General features: G+C 57.9%; 26 protein-coding genes. 18 read left to right on the top strand and 8 right to left on the bottom strand.

Annotated features, from left to right (window positions below):
- The first annotated feature begins 3 nt into the window (after nucleotides 1-3).
- Entirely contained in the window at nucleotides 4-1,419 is a 1,416-nt protein-coding gene (locus tag HUW35_RS06330; protein WP_181254760.1) for an FAD-binding oxidoreductase, read from the top strand.
- A 117-nt stretch (nucleotides 1,420-1,536) separates the two neighbouring features.
- Here HUW35_RS06330 and HUW35_RS06325 read toward each other — a convergent pair whose 3' ends face one another.
- Together HUW35_RS06325 and HUW35_RS06320 are read right to left on the bottom strand one after the other, a co-directional pair.
- Nucleotides 1,537-2,385, bottom strand: a complete 849-nt coding sequence (locus HUW35_RS06325; RefSeq protein WP_181254759.1) for a helix-turn-helix transcriptional regulator — start codon at nucleotides 2,383-2,385, stop codon at nucleotides 1,537-1,539.
- 149 nt (nucleotides 2,386-2,534) lie between these two features.
- Nucleotides 2,535-3,092, bottom strand: a complete 558-nt coding sequence (locus HUW35_RS06320; protein ID WP_255463516.1) for a gamma carbonic anhydrase family protein — start codon at nucleotides 3,090-3,092, stop codon at nucleotides 2,535-2,537.
- A 102-nt stretch (nucleotides 3,093-3,194) separates the two neighbouring features.
- Between HUW35_RS06320 and HUW35_RS06315 the strand changes: the two genes are divergently transcribed.
- The 3 genes from HUW35_RS06315 to HUW35_RS06305 are packed head-to-tail and all read left to right on the top strand — an operon-like array spanning nucleotide 3,195 to nucleotide 6,372.
- The gene (locus HUW35_RS06315) at nucleotides 3,195-5,261 is read left to right on the top strand and encodes a M3 family metallopeptidase (RefSeq protein WP_181254758.1); all 2,067 of its coding nucleotides are present in this window, start codon (nucleotides 3,195-3,197) and stop codon (nucleotides 5,259-5,261) included.
- Nucleotides 5,262-5,269: 8 nt separating this feature from the next.
- Complete coding sequence (locus HUW35_RS06310; protein ID WP_181254757.1) at nucleotides 5,270-5,545, top strand: YheV family putative zinc ribbon protein; 276 nt, start codon at nucleotides 5,270-5,272, stop codon at nucleotides 5,543-5,545.
- A gap of 20 nt (nucleotides 5,546-5,565) precedes the next feature.
- The gene (locus tag HUW35_RS06305; RefSeq protein WP_181254756.1) at nucleotides 5,566-6,372 is read left to right on the top strand and encodes a hypothetical protein; all 807 of its coding nucleotides are present in this window, start codon (nucleotides 5,566-5,568) and stop codon (nucleotides 6,370-6,372) included.
- A 32-nt stretch (nucleotides 6,373-6,404) separates the two neighbouring features.
- Here the strand turns inward: HUW35_RS06305 and HUW35_RS06300 are convergent, their stop codons facing one another.
- Both HUW35_RS06300 and HUW35_RS06295 read right to left on the bottom strand, forming a co-directional pair.
- Nucleotides 6,405-7,064 (bottom strand): hypothetical protein, encoded by a 660-nt coding sequence (locus tag HUW35_RS06300; protein WP_181254755.1) that lies wholly within the window; start codon nucleotides 7,062-7,064, stop codon nucleotides 6,405-6,407.
- Nucleotides 7,065-7,203: 139 nt separating this feature from the next.
- Nucleotides 7,204-8,568, bottom strand: coding sequence for an MATE family efflux transporter (locus HUW35_RS06295; RefSeq protein WP_255463515.1), 1,365 nt, complete (start codon nucleotides 8,566-8,568; stop codon nucleotides 7,204-7,206).
- Between the two features lie 433 nt (nucleotides 8,569-9,001).
- Between HUW35_RS06295 and coxB the strand changes: the two genes are divergently transcribed.
- From coxB to HUW35_RS06275, 4 genes are read left to right on the top strand one after another with little or no spacing between them, the layout of a single operon-like run.
- Nucleotides 9,002-10,162, top strand: a complete 1,161-nt coding sequence (gene coxB / locus HUW35_RS06290; RefSeq protein WP_181254754.1) for a cytochrome c oxidase subunit II — start codon at nucleotides 9,002-9,004, stop codon at nucleotides 10,160-10,162.
- Nucleotides 10,163-10,186: 24 nt separating this feature from the next.
- Nucleotides 10,187-11,737 (top strand): cytochrome c oxidase subunit I, encoded by a 1,551-nt coding sequence (gene ctaD / locus HUW35_RS06285; RefSeq protein WP_078084159.1) that lies wholly within the window; start codon nucleotides 10,187-10,189, stop codon nucleotides 11,735-11,737.
- Nucleotides 11,738-11,766: 29 nt separating this feature from the next.
- Nucleotides 11,767-12,360 carry a cytochrome c oxidase assembly protein gene (locus tag HUW35_RS06280; RefSeq protein WP_181254753.1) on the top strand — a complete coding sequence of 198 codons (594 nt, stop codon included), beginning with the start codon at nucleotides 11,767-11,769 and terminating at the stop codon, nucleotides 12,358-12,360.
- A 6-nt stretch (nucleotides 12,361-12,366) separates the two neighbouring features.
- Nucleotides 12,367-13,257, top strand: coding sequence for a cytochrome c oxidase subunit 3 (locus HUW35_RS06275; protein WP_181254752.1), 891 nt, complete (start codon nucleotides 12,367-12,369; stop codon nucleotides 13,255-13,257).
- A gap of 49 nt (nucleotides 13,258-13,306) precedes the next feature.
- Here HUW35_RS06275 and HUW35_RS06270 read toward each other — a convergent pair whose 3' ends face one another.
- Nucleotides 13,307-13,531, bottom strand: a complete 225-nt coding sequence (locus HUW35_RS06270) for a DUF2909 domain-containing protein (protein ID WP_181254751.1) — start codon at nucleotides 13,529-13,531, stop codon at nucleotides 13,307-13,309.
- Between the two features lie 32 nt (nucleotides 13,532-13,563).
- On the opposite strand from HUW35_RS06270, the gene HUW35_RS06265 reads away from it, so the two are divergent.
- The 9 genes from HUW35_RS06265 (at nucleotide 13,564) to HUW35_RS06225 (ending at nucleotide 19,700) form a co-directional block, all read left to right on the top strand.
- Nucleotides 13,564-14,409 carry an SURF1 family protein gene (locus tag HUW35_RS06265; RefSeq protein ID WP_181254750.1) on the top strand — a complete coding sequence of 282 codons (846 nt, stop codon included), beginning with the start codon at nucleotides 13,564-13,566 and terminating at the stop codon, nucleotides 14,407-14,409.
- Between the two features lie 84 nt (nucleotides 14,410-14,493).
- Nucleotides 14,494-15,144 carry a hypothetical protein gene (locus HUW35_RS06260; RefSeq protein WP_181254749.1) on the top strand — a complete coding sequence of 217 codons (651 nt, stop codon included), beginning with the start codon at nucleotides 14,494-14,496 and terminating at the stop codon, nucleotides 15,142-15,144.
- Between the two features lie 48 nt (nucleotides 15,145-15,192).
- The gene (locus tag HUW35_RS06255; RefSeq protein ID WP_181254748.1) at nucleotides 15,193-16,245 is read left to right on the top strand and encodes a heme A synthase; all 1,053 of its coding nucleotides are present in this window, start codon (nucleotides 15,193-15,195) and stop codon (nucleotides 16,243-16,245) included.
- Nucleotides 16,246-16,441: 196 nt separating this feature from the next.
- Complete coding sequence (gene cyoE / locus HUW35_RS06250; RefSeq protein WP_181254747.1) at nucleotides 16,442-17,350, top strand: heme o synthase; 909 nt, start codon at nucleotides 16,442-16,444, stop codon at nucleotides 17,348-17,350.
- 2 nt (nucleotides 17,351-17,352) lie between these two features.
- Nucleotides 17,353-18,021: an SCO family protein gene (locus HUW35_RS06245; protein ID WP_181254746.1), complete on the top strand. Its 669-nt coding sequence runs from the start codon at nucleotides 17,353-17,355 to the stop codon at nucleotides 18,019-18,021.
- 84 nt (nucleotides 18,022-18,105) lie between these two features.
- Nucleotides 18,106-18,897, top strand: coding sequence for a CPBP family intramembrane glutamic endopeptidase (locus tag HUW35_RS06240; protein ID WP_181254745.1), 792 nt, complete (start codon nucleotides 18,106-18,108; stop codon nucleotides 18,895-18,897).
- Between the two features lie 231 nt (nucleotides 18,898-19,128).
- Nucleotides 19,129-19,323 (top strand): hypothetical protein, encoded by a 195-nt coding sequence (locus HUW35_RS06235; protein ID WP_181254744.1) that lies wholly within the window; start codon nucleotides 19,129-19,131, stop codon nucleotides 19,321-19,323.
- 24 nt (nucleotides 19,324-19,347) lie between these two features.
- Nucleotides 19,348-19,527: a hypothetical protein gene (locus HUW35_RS06230; RefSeq protein ID WP_181254743.1), complete on the top strand. Its 180-nt coding sequence runs from the start codon at nucleotides 19,348-19,350 to the stop codon at nucleotides 19,525-19,527.
- A 14-nt stretch (nucleotides 19,528-19,541) separates the two neighbouring features.
- Nucleotides 19,542-19,700: a hypothetical protein gene (locus tag HUW35_RS06225; RefSeq protein WP_181254742.1), complete on the top strand. Its 159-nt coding sequence runs from the start codon at nucleotides 19,542-19,544 to the stop codon at nucleotides 19,698-19,700.
- Between the two features lie 7 nt (nucleotides 19,701-19,707).
- Here the strand turns inward: HUW35_RS06225 and HUW35_RS06220 are convergent, their stop codons facing one another.
- Nucleotides 19,708-20,514 carry an iron chelate uptake ABC transporter family permease subunit gene (locus HUW35_RS06220; protein WP_181254741.1) on the bottom strand — a complete coding sequence of 269 codons (807 nt, stop codon included), beginning with the start codon at nucleotides 20,512-20,514 and terminating at the stop codon, nucleotides 19,708-19,710.
- Nucleotides 20,511-21,347 (bottom strand): ATP-binding cassette domain-containing protein, encoded by an 837-nt coding sequence (locus HUW35_RS06215; RefSeq protein ID WP_181255587.1) that lies wholly within the window; start codon nucleotides 21,345-21,347, stop codon nucleotides 20,511-20,513. Before HUW35_RS06215 ends, HUW35_RS06220 begins: the two co-directional genes overlap by 4 nt.
- Nucleotides 21,348-21,520: 173 nt before the next feature.
- On the opposite strand from HUW35_RS06215, the gene HUW35_RS06210 reads away from it, so the two are divergent.
- The gene (locus tag HUW35_RS06210; protein ID WP_255463514.1) at nucleotides 21,521-22,465 is read left to right on the top strand and encodes a metal ABC transporter substrate-binding protein; all 945 of its coding nucleotides are present in this window, start codon (nucleotides 21,521-21,523) and stop codon (nucleotides 22,463-22,465) included.
- 50 nt (nucleotides 22,466-22,515) lie between these two features.
- Here the strand turns inward: HUW35_RS06210 and HUW35_RS06205 are convergent, their stop codons facing one another.
- A complete protein-coding gene (locus HUW35_RS06205) occupies nucleotides 22,516-22,938 on the bottom strand; it encodes a hypothetical protein (RefSeq protein WP_181254740.1) in 423 nt (140 codons plus the stop codon).
- Nucleotides 22,939-23,003 lie beyond the last annotated feature (65 nt).

Genomic DNA, 23,003 nt, shown 5'->3' with positions numbered 1-23,003 from the left:
ATCATGTGTGACCCACAAACCAGGGCGGACGCTCTGGAAGCGCTACAAAAAACGACCTTCTTTCCCTACTGGCTGGATGCACCGCAGCGCCCGCGCGATGAGCCCGCGCTGCAGCGACCGCTGGACTGTGACCTGCTGATTGTCGGCGGTGGATTTACCGGTCTGTGGGCCGCGGTGCAGGCCAAGGAAGCCAATCCCGAACGCGATGTTGTGCTGATCGAGGCCAACAGCATCGCCATCGGGGCCTCCGGACGGCCGGCGGCGATTCTGTCCACGTCGGTGATGCACGGCCTGGCCAATGCGCAGCGGTTGTTTCCCGAAGACATGGAAATGCTGGAGCAACTGGGCAAGGAAAACCTGGACGGTTTCCGCGAGACCATCGAGCGCTACGGTATCGACTGCGACCTGGAGTGGGGCGGTGAGCTCACCGTCGCTGTCGGCGATGAAGGCATCGAGGATATTGAGAAGGAATACGAGCTGTATCGCCACTACGGCCACGACGCACACTTGCTGGACAAGGATGCTGTGCAACAGGAAGTGAAATCACCATTGTTTAACGGTGGCCTGTGGTCGAAAAAACGCAGCGGCACCGTGCACCCGGCAAAACTCGCCTGGGGCCTGAAACGTGTTGCCATGGAGCTGGGTGTAAAGATTTACGAAAACACGCCCATGGTCAGCAACGCCAAAAATCGCAAAGGCGTACTGGTGAAAACACCAAAAGGCCGCGTACAGGCCAACAAGGTGCTACTGGCCACCAACGCCTTCGCTTCCGGCAACAAGAAAATCCGCAACCGCGTTGCCGCCATCCGCGACCGCATCGTGGTGACGGAGCCACTGAGCGAAGAGCAGCTGGCGAGTATCGGCTGGCAAAACCGTCAGGGCATCTACGATACCCGCACCCAGCTCAACTACATGCGCCTGACCGCGGACAATCGCATTCTGTTCGGTGGCCGTCTGGACTATTTCTTCGGCAACAATACCGACCCGGAAGACGACAAGGCGCCGGAACCCTATGTGCGCCTGATCGAAAATTTTTACCGCACCTTTCCGTCATTGCGCGGCATTAACTTCAGCCACGCGTGGAGCGGTCCCATTGCCCTGACCACACGTATGGCAGTGCACTATCAGCATTATCACGGCGGAAAGATGCTGTATGCCGGCGGTTACTCCGGTTTCGGTGTGACAGCCACACGCTTTGGCGCGCGCGTTGCGCTGGCGATTCTGGACGACAAAAAAGTCCCGGAGCTCGGGTTGAAGTTTGCCATTTCTCAGCCGGCGTATATTCCGCCGGAGCCATTCCGTTGGATCGGCGCAAAGATCACCATGTATGCACTGGATACCCTGGATGAAAAACGCGGCTGGCGTATTCCCTGGGTGCGTATGGTGGAGAAGATGGGTTTTCCCATTACTCAGAAATAATTCTGTTGTGATTGTTGTCTTGTCCTGATTTCTGTCTTGTGGACATTTGCCCGCACCGCTGTTCCGACGCCTACCTCGTTGCAAACAGTGGATGCGGGATTTTTTGTGTCCGTCGACTTATTTTTCCAGGCTGGTCAGCGGATCCGGGTCAGTTCCGGAGTGATGGCGCAGGGCGCTGATAAACAGGTAAAACAGCTCGGATTGGGAAGTAACATCGAGCTTGGAATAAATATTTTTGCGGTGTGTCTTGATGGTATCCACACTGGCGTCGAGCTTCTCCGCCATGGATTTAATCGAGTGTCCGCGCATGGTCATGTGCAGCACCTCACACTCGCGCTTGGTCAGCAGTGAACTGCCGAAATTCTCCAGCGCGCTTTCCAGGCGTTTACCGAAAGTCTCGATCTGGCTGCCACTGCGGTGGTAATTGTAAATCCACTTTCGCAGCACACTTTCCACAATGGGCAACAGCGATTTCAGCAGTGAAACCTCATGGGAAGAAAAGCGCCCGCTACCCAGGTCGGACGCTCGACCGATAGAGAGACTGGCGATGATTCCGTTTTCACCGCGCAGCAGATAACACCCCTCGTCGCCGAGGTTGGCCTCGCGATAGTAGCGTCGGAAATATTCCGTCTGTGCGAAGGCGTCCGGTGCGACTTCCCGCAGCAGGTAAAATCCCTGCTTGTTTTCATCCACCGCAGCGCGATAGAAGGGGTCGAACAGATAGGCACCCTCGATATAGCGATCCACCTGGGTGCTCAGCTGCTCGTTGGCCAGCAGACGATGATGGGTAATTTCCGGCGGGCCATCTGCAGGGTACAGAATCGCCATGCTGCTGTTACCGCGCACCAGGGCTTCGGCGCCACGCAGCAGCTCATAGATACGCTCGGAGTCTGACTCGCTATCCAGCAGGTTGGCGATACACTGGTGCCATTGGGCGAGGTCGGAGTCCTTACTCGTGGTATTCATCGATAATGCGCCGGATCATTAGGCTGGAAAACTGGCTCGAAAACCAAGCTCAAATTTTAACAAAAAAGCCCGCCTGAATGGATCTAAAAGCGGGCCCGTTAAGCAAGTTTTTTCGCTGGATTTTCTGGCACTGAGCGAGGTTTTGCGCGCTAATTTTTCGCCAGATATTCGTCCTTGAGCTTGACGTAGTTTCCGGCGGTGTAGGTAAAGAACTTTTTTTCCTTTTCCGTCAGTGGCCGCGCCTGTTTTGCCGGTGAGCCCACGTACAGATATCCGCTCTCCAGCCGTTTACCGGGAGGCACCAGTGCCCCGGCGGCAAGTACCACTTCGTCTTCGATCACCGCTCCGTCCAATACAATCGCGCCGATACCGATCAGCACCCGGCTGCCCACGGTGCAGCCGTGCAGACACGCTTTGTGGCCGATGGTGACATCCTCGCCGATGGTCAGTGGCCATCCGCCCTCGTTGAAGTCGCTGGCGTGGGTAATATGCAGTACCGAGCCGTCCTGCACGCTGGTGCGGGCGCCGATACGTACCCGGTGCATGTCACCGCGGATAACGGTCATCGGCCACACGGAACAGTCATCGCCCAGTTCGACATCGCCGATCACGCAGCTCTGGGGATCAATAAATACGCGCTCTCCGAGTGTCGGGGTTTGGCCGCGATGTTCGCGCAAGGTGTGTTGGGGTAAATCGGATTTGGACAAGGCTGACCTCCGCTTGGGCAATCCACTAGAATACTGGGCATATGTTAACCCTTCTCCGCGCCCGGTGTTGCATCATCGGGGGCCCGTCGACAAGGAATTCCGATGTCTGAATCGCCCGCACCCAACCCGCTGTTGAGCGCTCCGCTGCTGCCCCCGTTCGATACTGTAAAGCCGCAGCACGCCGAGCCGGCAATCGCAGAGCTCATCGCCAAATGTCGAGAACAGCTGCAATCTTGTCTGCAAAATGCGGGAAGTAACCCAAGCTGGGAAGAAACCATGGCGCCGTTGGAAGAGGCTCAGGATCAGCTGAGCAAGGCGTTTTCTCCGGTCTCTCACCTGAACAGCGTACTGAGTGGCGACTGGCGCGCGCCCTACGAGGCGTGCCTGTCCCAGGTCACCGAATACTGGACGGAGCTCGGGCAGAATCCGGAGCTCTACGCTGTCTACCGGGCGCTGGCCAAGTCCACAGATTTTGCCAACTGGCCGCAGGCGCGCAAACAGGCGGTGCGTCATGGTCTTCGCGACATGCATCTTGGTGGTGTCAGCCTGGAAGGCGAGAAGCGCGAACGTTACGCCAGCATCAGCAAGCGCCTGGCAGAACTGAAAAGCAAATTTGCCAATAATGTGCTGGACGCCACCAATGCGTGGACACTGAATATCACCGAGGAAGCCGAGCTGGCAGGTATCCCCGAATCCTCGCTGGCCACCGCCAGGGCACTGGCGGAGTCGAAGGGGAAATCCGGTTGGTTGCTGACCCTGGATGGCCCCTGCTTTCTGGCGGTGATGACCCACGCGGAGAACCGCGAACTGCGCCACAAGATGCATTACGCGTTTATCACCCGCGCCTCCAATGTTGGCCCCAACGCCGGTGAGTTCGATAACGCCAATGTGATGGCCGAAATTCTTTCCCTGCGCGCAGAGCAGGCACATCTGCTGGGAATGAAGAACTACGCAGAGCGCTCCCTGGCCAGCAAGATGGCAGAATCTCCCGAGCATGTGGAAACCTTCTTGTGGGATCTGGCCAAGCGCGCCAAGCCCGCCGCGGTGCGAGAGTTTGCCGAGCTGCAGGCATTTGCCGACAGTGAGCTCGGTATCGACCGCCTGCAGCCGTGGGATGTTGCTTGGGCCGCTGAGAAGCTCAAGCAGGCACGCTACGCGGTCAGCCAGGAAGAGCTGCGTCCGTATTTTCCGTATCCGAAAGTATTGTCGGGCCTGTTCTCGGTAGCGGAAAAGCTGTTCGGCGTGAGCGCCGAGCAGGACAGCTCGGTAGCCACCTATCACCCGGACGTGCACTTTTACTGGCTGAAGCGCGGCGGCGAGCCCATTGCCGGCTTCTATCTCGATCCCTATGCCCGCGAGAACAAGCGCGGCGGCGCCTGGATGGATGACGCGCGGGTGCGCCGCCAGACCAGTGGTGGCCTACAGCTGCCAGTGGCCTACCTGGTATGCAACTTTTCTTCGCCGACTGCCGCTTCCGGCTCGGGTAAAGACACGCCGGCACTGCTGACCCACTACGAGGTCACCACCTTATTCCACGAATTCGGCCACGGCCTGCACCATATGCTGACCCAGGTGGACGTGGCCGCGGTCTCCGGCATTAACGGTGTTGCCTGGGATGCGGTAGAGTTGCCCAGCCAGTTTCTGGAAAACTGGTGTTGGGAGCCGGAGGCACTGGCGATGATTGCCGGTCATTACGAGACTGGTGAGCCGCTGCCGCAGGAATTACTGGAAAAAATGCTCGCGGCCAAGAACTTCCAGTCCGCCATGTTTACCGTGCGCCAGCTGGAGTTCGCCCTGTTTGACTTCCTGCTGCACTCCCGCCCGGAGGGCGCCAATGCAGAGGAAATCCAGCGCCTGATCAACGAGGTTCGGGCCAGGGTGTCGGTGGTCCCGGTTTCCCCGGATAACCGTTTCCAGAACAGTTTCAGCCATATTTTTGCCGGCGGTTACGCCGCCGGATACTACAGCTACAAGTGGGCCGAAGTACTGAGCGCGGATGCGTTTTCCCTGTTCGAGGAGACGGGAATTTTCGATCCCGCCACCGGCAATCACTTCCTGAGCACGGTCCTGGAGCAGGGCGGAAGTCGAGATGCACAGGACCTGTTCGCAGAATTTCGCGGCCGAGCCCCTAAAATAGACGCACTGTTGCGGCACTCGGGTATTGAATGAGGTAACCCATGAGCGATAACCAGAACATTGAAAAGCCCACCAAGCGCCGGTTTATTGCCGGTGCTGTGTGCCCCCGCTGCAGCGAGATGGACAAGATCGTCAACTACAAACTGGGCGATAAAAATTATCGCGAGTGCGTAGCCTGTGGCTTCAAGGACGAAATACGCTTACAGGCATCTCCACGGGAATTGGATACCCGGGTGAATCAGACCGATGACAGGGAAGTGGAAGAAACCGCAGTCAAAATACTGCAGCCGCCTTCGGGACCGGCCGATAAAAATTAATCCACTAAAAAAAGAATTCCTTGAAGAAAATCTATCCCCTGATCGCACTGGCGATCGTTTTACTTATTGCGGGCTACGCGGGCCTTGACCACTACCGCGAGGTGCGCGTACAGCAGCAGGCCCAGACTGCGCACCTGATTACCCGCTGTGTGAACCAGGGACTGCTGTCCCTGTTTACCCTGCAAAAAAATGACTGGGAGAAAAACCCGGAACTGTTGCAGTCAGAAGAAGAGCGGCTCGATCAGCGGATCGCTGCGTTGCCGGATGCGGTACTGGTCGACAAGCCTTTTGCCGATTGGCAGGGCGCGCTGGAAATTTGCCAGCGTCTTACGGTTAACTCCAACCGTCTGCACAAAACCATTTTCCGCCCCCTGATGGAAATGGCAAAAAAAGAGATGTGGAGCCTGAAAAATGCCAAGAGCTCCCAGTATCAGTCGCGCCGGAAACGCACGATTTACCGGACAAAAATAGCCGCGGAAGCTGCGGATCGGTATCTGGAGGATCTGCGCTCGGATATCAATCGCCTGCTCGATATCAGCCGGATCTCAGCAGAATCGCGCGCTCTGGTCGAGCGACAGTTGCAGGAAGCAATCTTCGATAAATATCGCAAGGGACGTTTTAGCAAGGCGCGGGTATTGCAATATCTGGAGCGCCAGGAAACCTTTTACCAGTTACTTAGCGACAACCCCAGGGGGTTTACCCTGCGCGGTGGCAGCCTGTATTTTTATAACGATAAATTGCACCGCCAAGCAGATGACCTGAACCGTGCCCTGTTGCAGGGAGAGGTGGATTTCTTCACAAATTGGCGCCAGATCGTCGAGCGGTAGCGCGCGAACTTGTCAGCGTTGGCAGCTTACGCCTAGTGCGACAGGTCGATCTGCCTGGACAGGGAAGGGGTACGCAGTTCAATCTGCAGCTGGCTGGCGAAGTCCGGCCATTCACCCGGTGCATCGTCGTAGCGTTGTTTGTAAAGGATCATGGATACCAGCCTTTCCGGATCCAGTTCCGCCGGTTCAAAGCGCTGCAGCAAAATATTTGCCAGATCGTCCAGCTGGCACGCCAGCTTTTCTCCCAGCAGTTCCCGCACCACCAGATTGGCCACCATCGGATCCATCGGCAGCAGCGGCGTACCACACAGGGGGTGCAGCATATCGTTGATTTCCTCCATCGCGCGATGGGCCAGATAGGCCTCATCCAGAATGGAACCCAGGCCGTGCTCGTAGGGCTGACGCTCGGGCACCTGGCTGAAGCTGTGCAGGATCAGTTCCCGCAACGGGTGAAAATCCAGGCCGCCGGCGTTACACATCTCATCGAGTCGTTGCATCCAGGAAGGAATGGCCTGGATATAGCGGATGACAAAGCAGGTGATATGCAGGGGTGCGTCGCGTTGCGGCAGGTGGATGCTGCGATGCAGGTTCGGCAGGGTATCGTGCAACGCGCGACGAAAGCGCCCACGGGACTGCTCTGCAGCCACGGCGCGGTCGATACACTGCTGGATCAGTTGATAATGGTCACACATACATCAAAACGAAAACGACGAAACCGCCTCCCCGTTTCTTTGTCTGCTGACCCCCCGTTTGCCCCTGATGGCAGGGGATTGATCCAGAGTGCGGACAAGACTGCTTAACGTTGGAAGTGGACTCGGTGCGTATCTCCAATTACAGCCAATAATTGTTCTTAGTGTAGTTATAAAAGTAGACCATCAATCCGGAAGATCGTGCGCCAAACCACAAAAACAGGCTGAACCAGATGCCAGTGTTACCCCAGTGTCGCGTAAACCACCAGCAAGGTAAAAACACGATCACAGTTGCGATGAACATGGTGTCACGCATTTGCCTGCTTTTTCCCGCCCCGATGAATACCCCATCCAGTTGATAGCTCCATACCGCCACCAGGGGGAGTGCACACAGCCAGGGATAAAACTCCGCGCTTGCCGTCAACACCGGCGGAATACTGGTAAACAGCGGCAAAATCCAGCCTTCTCCGGTGATCAGGATCAGTGTGACGACAATGGCGGAAACCAGCGCCCAGACCCCCGCGGCCGCGTTGGTGCGCTGGAATTGTGTCATGGATTCACGTCCCACTGCGCGCCCAACCAGGGACTCGGTGGCATGCGCAAAGCCGTCCAGCGCATAGGATGTCATCATCAGCAGCTGTAGCAGAATCGCGTTGGCGGCCAGCACGGTATCCCCCTGGGCTGCGCCCTGGGCAGTGAAAAACGTCAGTGTGAACAGCAGCAGACAGGTGCGGATAAACAGGTCGGTATTGATACGCAGCAGCTCCCACCACGGCGCGCCGCGCCGCCACGGCCAGAAGTCGGTTGCGGCCATTACTGCGCGTATTTCCCGGACGGTGTTGCGGTGCCGCCGGGACAGCAGCCAGAACCCCATCGCGAAAGCACACAGGTCCGCGGATACCGACGCCCAGGCCGCGCCTCTCGCGCCCATATCCAGGCCGAGGATCAGGATCAGGTCGAGCAGAATATTGAGCAGGTTGGCGGTAACCAGTATTGCCAGCGGTGCGCGGCTGTCCTGGCGACCGATAAAAAATCCCAGCAAGGCAAAGTTGGCCAGTGCCAGTGGTGCACTCAACAGGCGGATCTGCAAATAGTCGCGGGCGTGCGGTGCGGCCTCCGCACTGGCATTCATCCACTGGGTAATCTGCGGAAGCAGCGGCGACGCCAGTAACAGTACCAGCAGGCCGAGTATTGCCGACATCCACAACGCGCGCAGTAGCCAGGCGGCGCCCTTTGCGCTGTCGCTTGCCCGCGCCACCAGTCCGGTGGTCCCCATACGCAGAAAGCCGAACGCCCACAACAGCATGGAAATCACACTGGCGCCAATAGCCACGCCGGAAAGATATTCCGGGCTGGCCAAGTGACCGAGCACAGCAGTGTCTACCGCGCCCAGAAGCGGCACTGTGATGTTGCTCAGAATCATGGGCCAGGCAAGGCGCCAGACCCGCACATAGGGGGCGGCAAAACGGCGCTGAATGGCACGCGAAGGCGCCGGTGAATTTTTCATGTAAGTTGGCGGTTTAATTGACTTTCTTCTGGCGATGTGTTTCTTTTGATAGCGCTAGATGCGACGAAAAGACACAGGTTGTTGGTTGTACCTTCCGGGCGACGACATCTGAAGTAAAAATAACAAGTTGCACTGACAGCAGTATCGCGCAACTGTGGTCCTCCCCGGTGTGCGAACAGTGTATGTAGTCTTGGTTTACTACAGCATGTCCACATTTAAGATGTGTGGATTATTTCCCGATCTTGCGATCGGGGCAGACTCCAGTCCTCCGAGCAGCCAACCGCTGTTACAGGGTTTTGCTATTTTGTTGGTTGCAGCGCCGCGACTGCGCACCCGATACCGCAGCGAAAGCAGTATTCGTGTGGCAGGCCCGCAGTGATGTGACCGCAGGAAAGCGGCTCGCGAGAATAACAAACATGGAGATCTGCAGGCGATGTTGATGGGCTTAAAACGGCTGTTCGCCTTCCTGACCATCTCGGCCATCGCGCCCCAACTTTTTGCCCAGGAAACTGCGCAGAAAGCCGAAGAGGGTGTGGAGCGCTGGGGGGTCAACATGACCCAGGGGGTTACCGAAGTTTCCCGAACCACTTACGATTTGCACATGCTGATCTTCTGGATCTGTGTGGCGATCGGTATTGTGGTGTTCGGGGTGATGTTCTACAGCATGTGGCGTCACCGTAAAAGCAAGGGCTACAAGGCGGCGCAGTTTCACGAGAGCACACTGGTGGAGCTGGCGTGGACGATTGTACCCACGCTGATCCTCGTCGGTATGGCGATTCCCGCCACCAAAACCCTTTACGATATCTACGACACCAAGGAAGCCGATCTCGACATCATGATCACCGGCTACCAGTGGAAGTGGAAATACGACTACCTGGGTTCCGATGTCACCTTCTTCTCCAATCTCTCCACCCCCCGCGCACAGATCGATAACCAGCAGCCGAAAACTGCAAATTATCTGCTGGAAGTGGATGAGCCGCTGGTGGTGCCGATCAATAAAAAGATTCGCTTCCTGATCACCGCCAACGATGTAATCCACGCGTGGTGGGTGCCGGATCTCGCAGTGAAAAAAGATGCGATCCCCGGGTTTGTGAACGAATCCTGGACCCGCATCGAGGAACCGGGGATTTACCGCGGCCAGTGTGCGGAGTTGTGCGGTAAGGACCACGGTTTTATGCCAATTGTGGTGAAGGCCGTGCCGGAAGATGAATACCACTCCTGGCTCGATGATCGCGCAGCAGCGGCGGCGAAGATCAAGGAGCTGACCAACAAGACCTTCACGTTTGACGAGCTGTACGAGCGCGGCAAGAAAGTCTATGAGAGCACCTGCGCCGCCTGTCACCAGGTGAAAGGGCAGGGTGTGCCCGGTGCCTTCCCGGCCATTGCCGGCTCCAAGATCGCCACCGGTGCGATGGATGGCCATTTGAGCATGGTGGTGAATGGCTCACCGAGCAATCCCGCGATGCAGGCCTTCGGCGCACAGTTGAGTGAAGTGGATCTCGCTGCGGTTATCACCTATCAGCGCAATGCCTTCGGCAACAATATGGGCGACACCGTGCAGCCCATCGACATTCTCAATTTCAAGAATAAGTAAGCAGGAGCCGAAAGGAGTTTAGTTATGGCACACGGTCCGAAACCCGGTTTTACCCGCTGGCTCTACACCACTAACCACAAGGACATCGGCTCGATGTACCTGTGGTTCAGTTTTGCGATGTTCCTGCTTGGCGGTTGCATGGCGCTGGTAATCCGCGCCGAACTTTTCCAGCCCGGCCTGCAGATTGTGCAGCCGGAATTCTTTAACCAGATGACCACCATGCACGGTCTGATCATGGTGTTCGGCGCGGTGATGCCCGCGTTTGTGGGCCTCGCCAACTGGATGGTGCCGATGATGATCGGTGCCCCGGATATGGCGCTGCCGCGGATGAATAACTGGAGCTTCTGGATTCTGCCATTCGCGTTCGCGATGCTGGCATCCACCTTGTTCATGGAGGGCGGCGCGCCCAACTTCGGTTGGACTTTCTATGCTCCGCTATCCACCGAATATGCGCCGCCCAGCGTAACTTTCTTTATCTTCTCCATTCACATCATGGGTGCGTCTTCCATCATGGGGGCGATCAATATTGTCGCCACCATTTTGAACATGCGCGCGCCGGGCATGACCCTGATGAAGATGCCGCTGTTTGTGTGGACCTGGCTGATCACCGCCTATCTGCTGATTGCGGTAATGCCGGTGCTCGCCGGTGTGGTGACCATGATGTTGATGGATATCCACTTTGGTACCAGCTTCTTCAGCGCCGCCGGCGGTGGTGACCCGGTACTGTTCCAGCATGTGTTCTGGTTCTTCGGCCACCCCGAGGTGTACATCATGATCCTGCCGGCGTTCGGTATCGTATCGGCGATCATTCCCACCTTCGCGCGCAAGCCGTTGTTCGGTTACAGCTCGATGGTCTACGCCACCGCGTCGATTGCCTTCCTCAGCTTTATCGTATGGGCGCACCACATGTTCACCGTGGGCATGCCCATTGCCGGTGAGCTGTTCTTTATGTACGCGACCATGCTGATTGCGGTGCCCACCGGGGTGAAGGTGTTCAACTGGGTAACCACCATGTTCCGGGGCTCGATGACCTTCGAAACCCCCATGCTGTTTTCCATTGCCTTCGTGATCCTGTTTACCCTGGGCGGTTTCTCCGGGCTGATGCTCGCCATCGCACCGGCGGACTTCCAGTATCACGATACCTATTTCGTAGTGGCGCACTTCCACTATGTACTGGTACCGGGTGCCATTTTCTCGATCACTGCCGGGGTGTATTACTGGCTGCCGAAGTGGACCGGCAACATGTACAACGAGACCATGGGTAAGGTGCATTTCTGGATGGCGTTTGTCGGCCTGAATGTCACCTTCTTCCCGATGCACTTTGTCGGTCTCGCGGGTATGCCGCGGCGTATCCCGGACTACGCGCTGCAGTTTGCCGATTTCAACCAGATCGCGAGCGTGGGCGCCTTCCTGTTCGGCGCTGCGCAGATCGTGTTCCTGTTCAACGTGATTCGCACGGTGCGCGGCGGCCGCAAAGCCACCGATGAAGTGTGGGAAAACCCGCAGGGTCTGGAGTGGACTGTGCCATCACCGGCGCCGTACCACACCTTCAGTACGCCGCCGGTAGTGCGTTGATTGGTTGTAATGACAAGCGGGGCTGAATCATGGCAATGAGTGCTAACGCCAAAACCACGGTAAAGATGCTGGCCCTCGCGGTCAGCATGCTGGGGTTTGCACTTTTTATCATGCCGCCCCTGTACGACGCCTTCTGTGAGATTACCGGTCTCAACGGCAAGACCGGAGGTCGCTATGAAGCGGTACCGGCGGCCGTCGATACCGAGCGCACGGTAAAAGTCCAGTTTGTTGCCAGCAACAACGAAAACATGCCGTGGGAATTCACACCCGGTGTAGTGGAAATGAAAGTGCACCCGGGCGAGGCGGTGGATACGGTATTCCTTGCGTACAACCCGACCGAGCGCGACATGGTGGGCCAGGCCATCCCGAGCCTGGTGCCGTTCAAGGCCGCCAGTTATTTCCATAAAACCGAATGTTTCTGCTTCAACCAGCAGACTCTGGCTGCCGGCGAGAGCGCCGAGCTGGGTCTACGATTTATCGTCGACCCGGATCTGCCTCCCGGCGTAAACACCATCACGCTTTCCTACACGCTGTTTGATGTAACCGAACGGATCGCGAAGCAGACAGACAACAAAAAAACGGATGCCTCCCCAATTGAGCGAGACTCCGAGCGAGAGGGATAGAAAATTATGGCCACCGAAAGCAGCTATTATGTTCCCGAGCAGTCCCGGCTGCCGATCTTTGCCACCATTGGCCTGTTCCTGACGGCCTTTGGCGCCGCCAGCTGGGTAAATGGCGGAAGCTCCTATATTTTCTTCGCCGGTGCCATCGCCATGGCGACAGTGCTGTGGTTCTGGTTCGCCGCGGTGATCCGCGAGAACATGCAGGGACTCAACAGCGATCAGCTCAAGCGTTCCTATGTGTGGGGGATGGGCTGGTTCATTTTCTCCGAGGTGATGTTCTTTGCCGCATTCTTCGGCGCGCTGTATTACATTCGCACCTTTACCTTGCCGTGGCTTGGCGGTGAAGGGGATCGCGGCTCTTCCAACATGCTGTGGGAGGGATTCCAGAATACCTGGCCGCTGATGGTGACCCCGGATCAGGCGGTGAGTGGTGAATCCGCCAAGGTTCTGGGGCCCAAGGGCATCATCGACCCCTGGCACCTGCCCCTGCTGAATACCGTATTGCTTCTGGCCTCCAGCGTTACCGTACATATCGCCCATGTTTTCCTTAAGAAGGGCAAGCGTCAGGCATTCAATCTGTGGCTGGGTGCCACCGTCGCGCTCGGTGCGGCCTTCCTGTTCTTCCAGGTCGAAGAATATCTGGAGGCTTATCAGCATCTGGGGCTGACTCTGGAATCCGGTATTTACGGCACTACCTTCTTTATGCTCACCGGCTTCCACGGCGCCCACGTGACACTCGGCACCATCATGCTGCTGATCATGTTGCTGCGCTCGGTGATTGCCCATCACTTCAAGCCGGATGATCACTTTGGTTTCGAAGCGGCCAGCTGGTACTGGCACTTTGTGGACGTGGTCTGGGTCGGACTGTTTATTTTCGTCTATGTACTGGGCGCGTAAACCCGGACGTTAACGGTGGATACGGATTGCCGTATCCACCAGAAACTATTTAATACTTGTTAGCCCAGGGCGCGGTGTTGGAAAGCATACCGCTGTGGAATCCATACCAGATGGTTAGCAGGAGCAGCGCAGCGAGTGTGATCCGAATACCGAGTGCGTACAGCGTACGCTTGGATTCCGGTGCGCCCATATCGCGCAATAGAAATAGCAGGGCGCTGGTCAGGCTGGCCAGCACGGCAAGAAATAACAATACAATGATTGTTTTGAGCCACATAATATAACGCCATTTATAGAAGTATTATTGGCATGACAGTTCCGAAAATGTCGCCGGAAGAAGGCGGCAATGCATTAACCTCCGGGACCCGATCAGACTCCAAGGAAGCGGGAGAACCATCGCGAGCTGCCAGTGTAGCATTTATCCGCAGCTGGCCACTCAGCCTGCTGTGTCTGTGTTTTTTCCCCCTGCTATTAGGTCTCGGTAACTGGCAGTTACAGCGCGCTGCTGAAAAGCAAATCCTGCTCGATCGTATAGACGGCCGTCTTTCCGCACAGCCGCAAAGCATTGATCAACTTCACGAGCCACAGTCCTACACCCCCGTACGTCTGCTCGGGTTCTATACCGACGAATATTTTTATCTCGACAACCGCACCCGAAACGGCCGCGTGGGTTATGAAATCCTACAGGTATTTGAAACTGGCGACCGCGAGCGCGGCAAGCGGCGCTGGCTGATCAACCGCGGCTGGCTGCCGGCGAGTAGCCAGCGTTCAGAGTTACCGGAAGTGGCGTATCCCCTCGCGGCCAAGGTGATCACCGGATTTATCTATCCCAGCGGTAATCAGGTCGGACGAGAGTCTAACGATGCCCCGTCGCGCACCACACCCCATGCCCGCATACAGTCGCTCTACAACATCGCCGAAAGCGGGTTGCGGCTCGATTACCCGCAGTGGCATATCCGCCTGAGTGCTGACTCCGACACGGCACTGTTCACAGATTGGCAACTGGTGAATACAAATCCGCAAAGACATCGGGGCTATGCGGTACAGTGGTTCTCCATGGCCGCGGCCCTGTGTCTGCTGTGGTTGCTGGCCGCGACCAATATACGAGAGATGGTTCGGCAAAAGTGGTTTAAAAAGCCGACAAAACAGACATAATCAACACATAACAATAACGAGCGCGCGAGTTGCAGCTCTGTGGTGGTCCTGCAGCAACAGCGGCGCGGCAGCGAGGTAATTCCCGTGGCAGAGAACACCCATCCAGAAAGTGCAGCGATTAGTGAAGGTGCCGACAATCACGGCAAGGTCTCCGGCTTCGGCCGCTGGTCCGGGTTTGCCGTGTTTGCCTCAGTGGCGCTGCCCATGCTCGCCGCCTATATCGTGTTTTACAGTGGCATCGGCATGCCCACCAACACGGTCAACCAGGGTGAGCTGCTAACACCAGCAAAGAATGTCGCCGACATTGAACTGACCTCCAGCGACAGCAATCCCGTTGTGCTGAGCGATGAGGCACCCCTGTGGCGCTATCTCATCATCGGTGATGAAAAGTGTGCGGGTGAGTGTGAAGATCTGCTGTACACCACGCGTCAGGTGCATATCCGCCTGGGTGACAAGGCGCACCGGGTAGAGCGACTGCTGGTGACCGGTTCGCCGCTCACCGAGCTGCGTCACGAGGATCTCGCGCGCCAGCACCCGCGCCTGCGATTTACCACGGCGGACCAGGGCCAGATCGATCAGTGGCTCGCCGACAGCGACCACGCGCAGCTGCAACGCCCCAGCGCGCTGCTGGTAGACCAGAACGGTTTTGCGATGATGGTCTATGACAACCGCCACAGTGGCAACCAGTTACTCAAAGATATCAAACGATTGCTGAAGTACTCCTACGAAAAGTAGCGGCCCGGCAACGGAGCCCACAGCAAATATTCATCCGGGAGAGAGCGAATGGATGTGGAATCGGACATCACCGAACTGCGCAAGAACTACAAGAATGACTGGCGTTTTCGCCTGGCCCTGATCGGCACCGGACTCGCCCTGGTGGTTGTGGTTCTGGGCGCGTTTACCCGCCTGACACACGCCGGACTCGGCTGCCCGGACTGGCCAGGTTGCTACGGCCACCTGCTGTGGCCCAATGAAAGTCACGAAATAGCGGCGGCCAATGCCGCATTCCCGGATACCCCGGTGGAGACCGACAAGACCTGGCCGGAAATGGTACACAGGTACTTTGCCGGTATGTTGCTGCTGGTAGTGGTCGGGCTCACCTATATGTTCTGGCGTCGCCGCGGACACCGCGGGTTTATCCAGAGTCATATCCTGCTGGGCGTTATCTTGCTACAGGCCGCTTTCGGCATGTGGACGGTTACCCTGAAGCTTTGGCCGCAAGTGGTAACCGCGCACCTGTTGGGCGGCATGGCAACCCTGTCGATCCTGTGGATGCTCGCCGAGCGCCTGCGCTACCGCAAACGGCTGATCCCGCCCCATGAATTCAGTGCGCTGCAGAAAATCAGGCCGCTGGCAGTCGTTGCGGTGGTTGCCGTCTGTTTGCAGATCGCCCTCGGCGGCTGGACCAGTTCCAACTATGCCGCGCTCGCCTGTCCGGATTTTCCCACCTGTCACAGCGAGTGGTGGCCGGCCGCGGATTTCAGCCAGGGTTTCAACGTTGCGCAACAGATCGGACCCAATTATTTGGGCGGCGCCATGGAAAATGATGCGCGCACCGCAATCCATCTCACCCACCGCATTGGCGCCATAATTGTCACCCTGCTGGTGAGTCTGCTCGCACTACTCGCGTGGCGCGCTGGATCGCCCCGCTGGGCACAGGGTTTGCTCGCCGTTTTGTGCTTGCAAGTGGGGTTGGGAATTGCGAACGTAGTGATGTTTCTGCCGCTGCCGGTTGCCGTGGCACATAACGCCGGTGCAGCGCTGCTGTTACTGAGCCTGCTGACATTCTGCTATCGGATCAATACGGTACAACCGGCGATAAAAAAATATTCGTAGCAAGCGACGCTTTATTTAGGAAATTTAAACAGAGGTTTGAATAGCGCGTTTTCACAGAGGATCAAGTAGTACCTCAAGGTTTTCAAAAGGGAAGTCAGCCGCTGATTTCCCGCCACCGGATGTTGAACAGCATCCGGTGCCACAAGTCAGGCCATACGGAATTGGCCAATATAATAATGACAACGAGGTGGTAACCATGAGTACCCAGGCAGTAAGCGTACAACGTGCCAGCTGGCGCGATTACTATGAACTCACCAAACCGCGGGTGGTGATGTTGATGATACTCACCTCCGTGATCGGCATGTTGCTCGCCGTTCCCGGGATGGTGCCACTGGATATCCTGATTCTCGGTAACCTGGGTATTGCGCTGTGCGCAGGTTCCGCGGCGGCGGTCAATCATCTGGTAGATCGCCACGTGGACATCAAGATGGCGCGCACCACCAATCGCCCCATCGCACGCGGTAGAGTCGAGCCACACAAAGCCATTTTATTTGCCCTGGTACTGGGCTGCAGTGGCATGGCCATACTGCTCGCCTTCGTCAATCCGCTCACCGCCTGGCTCACGCTGTTTTCCCTGTTAGGTTACGCGGTGGTGTACACCATGTTCCTGAAGCGGGCGACACCACAGAATATCGTTATCGGCGGGCTCGCCGGTGCTGCGCCGCCGCTGCTCGGCTGGGTTGCGGTCACCGGAGATGTGCACGGACATGGACTGTTGCTCGCGCTGATCATCTTCGCCTGGACACCTCCACATTTCTGGGCGCTGGCAGTACATCGCCGGGACGATTACGCCAAGGCAGAAATTCCCATGCTGCCCATCACCCACGGTGTCGGTTACACAAAAGTTCATATTCTGCTGTACACCATTATCCTGTTTGTCGTCAGTCTGTTGCCTTTTGCCACCGCCATGCTCGGCTGGTTATACCTGTTGGGAGCGGTGGTACTGGGTATCGGTTTCCTGTACTGGGCAGTGGAAATGTTGCGGGATAAAAATCCCAATGCGGGTATGGAGACATTTAAGTATTCCATCATCTATCTGATGGCGCTGTTCTGCATCATGCTGCTGGATCACTACCTGGTAGCCCTGCCCACCAGCGGAGCGTGACCATGAGTAAAAATGTTCAGCACACGGCGGAACAGAAACGGGGAATCCTGCTCACCGTCGTGGTAATGGTGTTGTTTATGCTGGCGGTGCTGGCCGGCTTCCTGAACAAAATGGGTCAGCCGCGGGTTATCACCGATGCGGAATTGCGAGCGAACGGCGCCATCAAGCTGGAGCGGCCGCGGATCCTGGATGAGTTTGAGTTGCTGGCCGATTCCGGTGAGGTATTCAAGACAACCCAGCTGGCCGGACGTTGGACCCTGGTGTTTTTTGGTTTCACTCACTGTCCCGATGTGTGTCCTGCAACCCTGTCCACGCTCAACCAGTTCTACCAGACCCTGGACGACGACACCCGCACTGATACGGATATTCTGCTGGTTTCAGTGGATCCGCAGCGGGACAAGCCACAGCAGCTGCACGACTATGTCCGCTACTTTAATCCGAACTTTTTTGGCGTAACCGGTGAATTCCTCAACCTGAAACGTTTTGCCAACCAGCTGAATGTTCCTTTCAACAAGGTGCCGCTGGACGACGGGGGATATACCGTCGACCACGGATCTCAGGTGGTGCTGATCAATCCTCGCGGTCACTATCACGGATTCTTCAAGGCACCGCTCGACCCGGCCAAAATGAAACTGACGTACCGCTCAATGCGAGCTACGTACAACGGGTAGTTGGGTGTCGTTCACTGAATTGGTATTGCACAGGCGCTAGAATGGCGCCTGTACCCGTTTGTTGAACTTGAAAATGGATTTTCTATGTTTTCACTCAATGTCCATCAGGGGGCACCGGTAATCGGTGCCGCCGAACCCTTCGATAGTAAAAGTCTGTGGTTGCCTGCGGCCTTTCTGTGTCTGCTCGCCATTCCCCTGGGATGGATTGGTGTGTTTGCCCCAGCCATCTGGCTGGGACTGGTGTCCATTGAAAACACGCGCGGTTGGAAAAAGGCGCTGGGTTTTGTCATCACCGCGCTGCTGATGCTGCTGGTAAACAGCGGCAAGATCCCCGGTAATGACCACGTTGCCCTGCTGGCGCCCTACACGGACAGCAACGGCAACCAGATTTACGCAAGTTTCCGTCCGGCCAAGGCGATGATCGCACTGACTCTGGTGCTGTTTATGATCTTGCGTCCGCAGCGGCTGAAACGCGCTGATTTGGGTGTTGTAGCCATTGCCGTCGCAGTACCGATTATTGCGGGTCTTTTTCTACTCCCCATCTACCCCAAGCTCAATGCAACCATCGCCATCGCCGCACTGATAAACCTGTTGGTGGTGTGTATTGCGGAAGAGGGCTTCTTTCGCTGGATATTGCAGCGCGGTCTGGGCATGTGGCTGAAGAAATTACCCTGGCTGGCCACAATCATTGTGACCCTGCTGTTTGTTACTGCGCACACGGCTTGGGCGGCTTCACCGCGGATGCTCGCATTGGTGGGGCTGGCGGGCCTGGGGTATGCGCTGGTCTGGCAATTGCGCGGCAGCTTCTGGGCCTGCGTGCTGACGCACTGGGGGGTTAACCTGCTGCATATGACACTGCTGGGCTATCCCGCCTGAGGCCGTTCTCGACGCCCGAAAGATCTACCCGAGGGGGAGCCCTGTGCTCCCCCGTTTTTCTCCCCTCTCGTTCCTACCTGTCCAACCCCCTCGGCCGTTCCTCCCGGCATCTCGCGATGCGCATCACCTGTGGGCCAGCCCGGCTGCCATGGGCTAGTCTCATAGGAGGCTGGTTCATGGTGTACGCACCGCGAGAATCGAAAGCGTAAGGGACAGGGTAAAGGTATCGGGATGAGCGCCAAGCGCCGCTTGCTGGGCTATATCGGGGTCGCACTTGCACTGCCGTGGGCCATCTGGTTCCTGTTGGGACTGACCGGCCTGGTGCCCTCGCTGGTATCGGTGTTCGGTATCCCCGGCCTGCGTATTCCCGCCTCCTGCGCCATCGCTGGCCTGCTGATTGCCGCCGTCGGCTTCTGCCACGACTGACCTGTTCAAGGAAGAGGAGCTTCAATGTTTCAGTTATCGGACCTGTTTATTCTTCTCGCCGTTGCCATTTCCTTCGCGCTGTCGAGCTACCTGTGGTTCAACGGCTACCGCGAACAGGGTGTGTTTACCGCGATATGGGTACCGACGATTCTCGCCTTTGGTATCTATGTCAAAGTTTCCGCGCTGCTGGCGCGCCGCGACTAGGTGCGCAAGGGATCATGTCAGATCAACTGATTCTGTATGTGGGTGTCGGGGTTTTCCTGTTGATGCTGCTCGGCATCGGGCTGACCGTATACGGTTTCCACTGCGCCGGCAGTGAGCCGGTCCGACCGCAGCGCGGTGGTGGAAGGCAGCGCAATCGCCAACGGGATGAATAGAGGTCGGTTACTGGCTACTGCGCCGCAACTGACCGAACAGAAACTGTGCGCCAGCGGCGACGACAATGGATGGCCCCGCCGGAGTGTTCCACAGCACGGAAGCGGCGAGACCCAGCACCACCGAGATGGCACCGATCAGTGCCGCAAAGCCGGCCATCTGTTCCGGTGTGGTGGAAATGCGCCGGGCGGTCGCGGCGGGAATGATCAGCAGGGCAGTAATCAGCAATACCCCGACTACCTTCATGGCAATGGCGATCAGCAGTGCCAGCATCAGCATCAGCGCCAGTCTTATCCTCTCTACCGGAATACCTTCCACCGCAGCGAGTTCTTCGTGCAGGGTAAACGCCAGTAATTTGGGCCACAGGAACAGCAGAAGCAGGCCGATGAATACCGCGGCGGCGCTCATCAGCACCAGGTCCTGGCTCGAGACCGCCAGCAGGTCCCCCAGTAGCAGCGACAGCAGGTCCACATTGATGTCCAGCAGGCTGATGGTGATGATCCCCAGTGCCAGCATGGTGTGGGACAGAATCCCCAGCAGGGTGTCCACGGAAAGGTTCTGGCGACGATGGAAATACACCAGCAACAGCGCCAGTAGACAGCTGCTCGCGCCCACGGCCAGGGTGGGCTGGATGTGCAGAACAAAACCGAGCGTCACGCCGAGCAGTGCCGAATGGGCGAGGGTGTCGCCGAAGTAGGCCATGCGGCGCCACACCGCGAAACAGCCGAGGGGGCCGCTGACCAGGGCCACCAGCAGGCCCGCCCCCAGGGCGTACCAGAGAAAGGTGCTGTGTAATAGCTGGGAGAGATCGTTCACTGGTCGTTTCTGCTGTCGGGATCTTGTTGCTGGCCGCCGGCTGGCGGTGTAACCGGGTGACTGGAGGGAGGTGGCGTCAATGCATGGGCGTGGTTGTGATCACAGCCGTCATCCACCACCTCGCCGCTGAGGTCGTGGTGGTGATTGTGCTGGTGGGTGTAGGGCGCGAGCTTGTCGCCGAACATTTCCAGATACACCGGGTCCCGGCTTACCTGTTCCGGGTGGCCGTGGCAGCAGATGTGCTGGTTGACACACAGCACCCGGTCGGTGGCGGCCATGACCAGATGCAGGTCATGGGACACCAGCAGCACACCGCAGTGAAGTTCGTCGCGCAACTGGGCAATCAGCTGGTATACCTCGCTCTGGCCGCCCAGGTCGACTCCCTGGGTGGGTTCGTCGAGCACCAGTAACTGCGGTTTGCGCGCCGCCGCACGCGCCAGTAGTACCCGCTGCATCTCGCCGCCGGAAAGATCCGCCAGACGGGTGCCGGCGAGGTGCGGCGCACCCACCCGCGCCAGTGCATCCGCTACTTTCACGTCGTCGATACCCAGCTGTAGAAAACGGCCCACGGTCATGGGCATGGTGGCGTCGATCTGCAGGCGCTGCGGCATATAGCCCAGGCGCAGGCCGGGACGTCGCTCCACGCGTCCACTGGTGGGGCGGGTCAATCCCAGCAGCAGGCGCAACAGGGTGGTTTTGCCCGCACCATTGGGGCCGATGACGGTGACGATTTCCGCGGGCTCGAGCTCGAGGGAAATATCCCGCAGCAATTGCCGCCCGGCAATTTCCAGGCCGAGGCTGTGGGCGCGGATAAGCGGCTGGCTGGCAGTCAGGGGGCACTCCTGTGATTTGACGGTGACTTGGCCATATAAAGGCAATAGAGCAGGTTACCCTTATACGGGGGCCCGGGGCGAATGGCTGGCGAGTGTACGCCGGGTATGATTATATCGCACTTTTTTTCGCCCCCGCCGGCGCCCAGCCGAATCTCAGAATCCTGGTGGTCACCTTGTCTAGTAGTCGTGTAGAGCCGTTTCTTGCCCAGTTTTTCGTCTTGCTCATCACCCTGATGGTCGCCGCCTGCGGCGGAGACCAGAGTGCGCAGACATCGCCTCAGCCAAGCCGCGATCCTGGGGATGCTTCCAAAAAGGCGACATTGGTGGTGAGTATTGGCCCACTGGCGATGATTGCCCGGGAAATTGCCGGCGAGCAGCTGGCGGTCCGGTCGCTGATCGGCAACGGCGATCCCCACCACTATGCGCCGAGTGTCACCGATCGCGTGGCGATGGAATCCGCGCAGCTGGTGGTATGGCTGGGTCCACAAATGGAGTCCGTGCTGGCGCGACAGATGGCGCTATTGCCCGAGCAACAGCAGCTGAGCCTGCTGGCTGCGGGTGGTTACGAGTTTGACGGGGCGGACAAGGACGATCCGCATCTGTGGTTGCGCCCGCGCAATGCGGCGGTAATGGCGGCGCATATTGCTACCCGCCTGGCAGAGTTGAATCCGGGTCAGGCGCAGGAATTTCGCGCCCGCGCGCGGGATTTCTCACGTGCCATGGCCAACCTGCAGAAGGTTCAGGATCGCGCCCTGTGGGCCTATCGCGATGTACCGATTGTCTCTACCCACAAGGCCTACAGTCAGTTCTTCGGGCCCGCCGGGGTAACCGTAAACAGCCTGAGTGGTTCCTCCAGTCACCAGCACGGCGCGCGCGCCATGCTCGAGCATCGAGAAGCCACCGCAGCCGAGGCCGGGCACGGCTGCCTGTTCGGCGAGGTGCCAGTGAACGAGCGCGATCGCCAGACCGCAGAACACCTGAACCTGGGCTACCAGGCCCTGGATCCCCTCGGTACCCGGCTGCCAGCAGACGCAACTTATCCACAACTTATGCAGCAACTGCTGGCGGATGCGCGCGAGTGCCTGGGGGCGATACCGGATCGTAGCGCGGAGCACTGAACCGGGCGCCGGAGCTTAACTGAAAAAGTATCTGCCGTTGCTCGATCCGTTCAGGACGGTTCCTGCAGTGGCTCCTCCTGTATTTCAGACTCCTGTGCCGGATCGATACTGGAAGCCTCTTCGTCCAGTTCAACTTCCGCGGGCTCCAGCTGCTCAAGCTGCTGCGGGGCTTCCTGCGCCAACGTGTCGCCGCTCAGGTTCTCGCCTTCCAGCCGAAATGCCTCCAGTTGCTGCAACTGGACGGCCTCGGTACTCCGCAACAGCTCCTGTCGCTGTTGCTCGATCATCTGCTCGGCGATGGACTCGTCGTCGACGCTGGCTTCCGTTGCGGTAATCGCCGGCGTTGGATAGCCGATCACTTCCACGTGTTCCATCACTTCCGCTTCCTCACTGGCATCGGATTGTTCCGCGGCCAGTGCGGTCCCGGCGATGGCGCAGGCTAGTAACGCTGCGGCAAATTTGCGGGGGTTCATGTTGATCACCTCTGTGCGACTTCCCTGATAAAAGCCTAGAAGCCCGCGCGGGGACTGTGGTGACA

The organism is Microbulbifer sp. YPW1, assembly GCF_013367775.1.
Classification (GTDB): Bacteria; Pseudomonadota; Gammaproteobacteria; order Pseudomonadales; family Cellvibrionaceae; genus Microbulbifer.
The sequence above is the reverse complement of the archived record's forward strand: the minus strand, read 5'-3'. Positions and strand labels throughout refer to the sequence as shown.

Excerpts from the sequence above, each read along its gene's own strand:
- HUW35_RS06330 (WP_181254760.1), top strand. The coding sequence starts at position 4 with ATGTGTGACCCACAAACCAGGGCGGACGCTCTGGAAGCGCTACAAAAA.
- HUW35_RS06325 (WP_181254759.1), bottom strand. The coding sequence starts at position 2,385 with ATGAATACCACGAGTAAGGACTCCGACCTCGCCCAATGGCACCAGTGT.
- HUW35_RS06315 (WP_181254758.1), top strand. The coding sequence starts at position 3,195 with ATGTCTGAATCGCCCGCACCCAACCCGCTGTTGAGCGCTCCGCTGCTG.
- HUW35_RS06310 (WP_181254757.1), top strand. The coding sequence starts at position 5,270 with ATGAGCGATAACCAGAACATTGAAAAGCCCACCAAGCGCCGGTTTATT.
- HUW35_RS06300 (WP_181254755.1), bottom strand. The coding sequence starts at position 7,064 with ATGTGTGACCATTATCAACTGATCCAGCAGTGTATCGACCGCGCCGTG.
- HUW35_RS06295 (WP_255463515.1), bottom strand. The coding sequence starts at position 8,568 with ATGAAAAATTCACCGGCGCCTTCGCGTGCCATTCAGCGCCGTTTTGCC.
- coxB (WP_181254754.1), top strand. The coding sequence starts at position 9,002 with ATGTTGATGGGCTTAAAACGGCTGTTCGCCTTCCTGACCATCTCGGCC.
- ctaD (WP_078084159.1), top strand. The coding sequence starts at position 10,187 with ATGGCACACGGTCCGAAACCCGGTTTTACCCGCTGGCTCTACACCACT.
- HUW35_RS06280 (WP_181254753.1), top strand. The coding sequence starts at position 11,767 with ATGGCAATGAGTGCTAACGCCAAAACCACGGTAAAGATGCTGGCCCTC.
- HUW35_RS06275 (WP_181254752.1), top strand. The coding sequence starts at position 12,367 with ATGGCCACCGAAAGCAGCTATTATGTTCCCGAGCAGTCCCGGCTGCCG.
- HUW35_RS06270 (WP_181254751.1), bottom strand. The coding sequence starts at position 13,531 with ATGTGGCTCAAAACAATCATTGTATTGTTATTTCTTGCCGTGCTGGCC.
- HUW35_RS06265 (WP_181254750.1), top strand. The coding sequence starts at position 13,564 with ATGACAGTTCCGAAAATGTCGCCGGAAGAAGGCGGCAATGCATTAACC.
- HUW35_RS06255 (WP_181254748.1), top strand. The coding sequence starts at position 15,193 with ATGGATGTGGAATCGGACATCACCGAACTGCGCAAGAACTACAAGAAT.
- cyoE (WP_181254747.1), top strand. The coding sequence starts at position 16,442 with ATGAGTACCCAGGCAGTAAGCGTACAACGTGCCAGCTGGCGCGATTAC.
- HUW35_RS06245 (WP_181254746.1), top strand. The coding sequence starts at position 17,353 with ATGAGTAAAAATGTTCAGCACACGGCGGAACAGAAACGGGGAATCCTG.
- HUW35_RS06240 (WP_181254745.1), top strand. The coding sequence starts at position 18,106 with ATGTTTTCACTCAATGTCCATCAGGGGGCACCGGTAATCGGTGCCGCC.
- HUW35_RS06235 (WP_181254744.1), top strand. The coding sequence starts at position 19,129 with ATGAGCGCCAAGCGCCGCTTGCTGGGCTATATCGGGGTCGCACTTGCA.
- HUW35_RS06230 (WP_181254743.1), top strand. The coding sequence starts at position 19,348 with ATGTTTCAGTTATCGGACCTGTTTATTCTTCTCGCCGTTGCCATTTCC.
- HUW35_RS06225 (WP_181254742.1), top strand. The coding sequence starts at position 19,542 with ATGTCAGATCAACTGATTCTGTATGTGGGTGTCGGGGTTTTCCTGTTG.
- HUW35_RS06205 (WP_181254740.1), bottom strand. The coding sequence starts at position 22,938 with ATGAACCCCCGCAAATTTGCCGCAGCGTTACTAGCCTGCGCCATCGCC.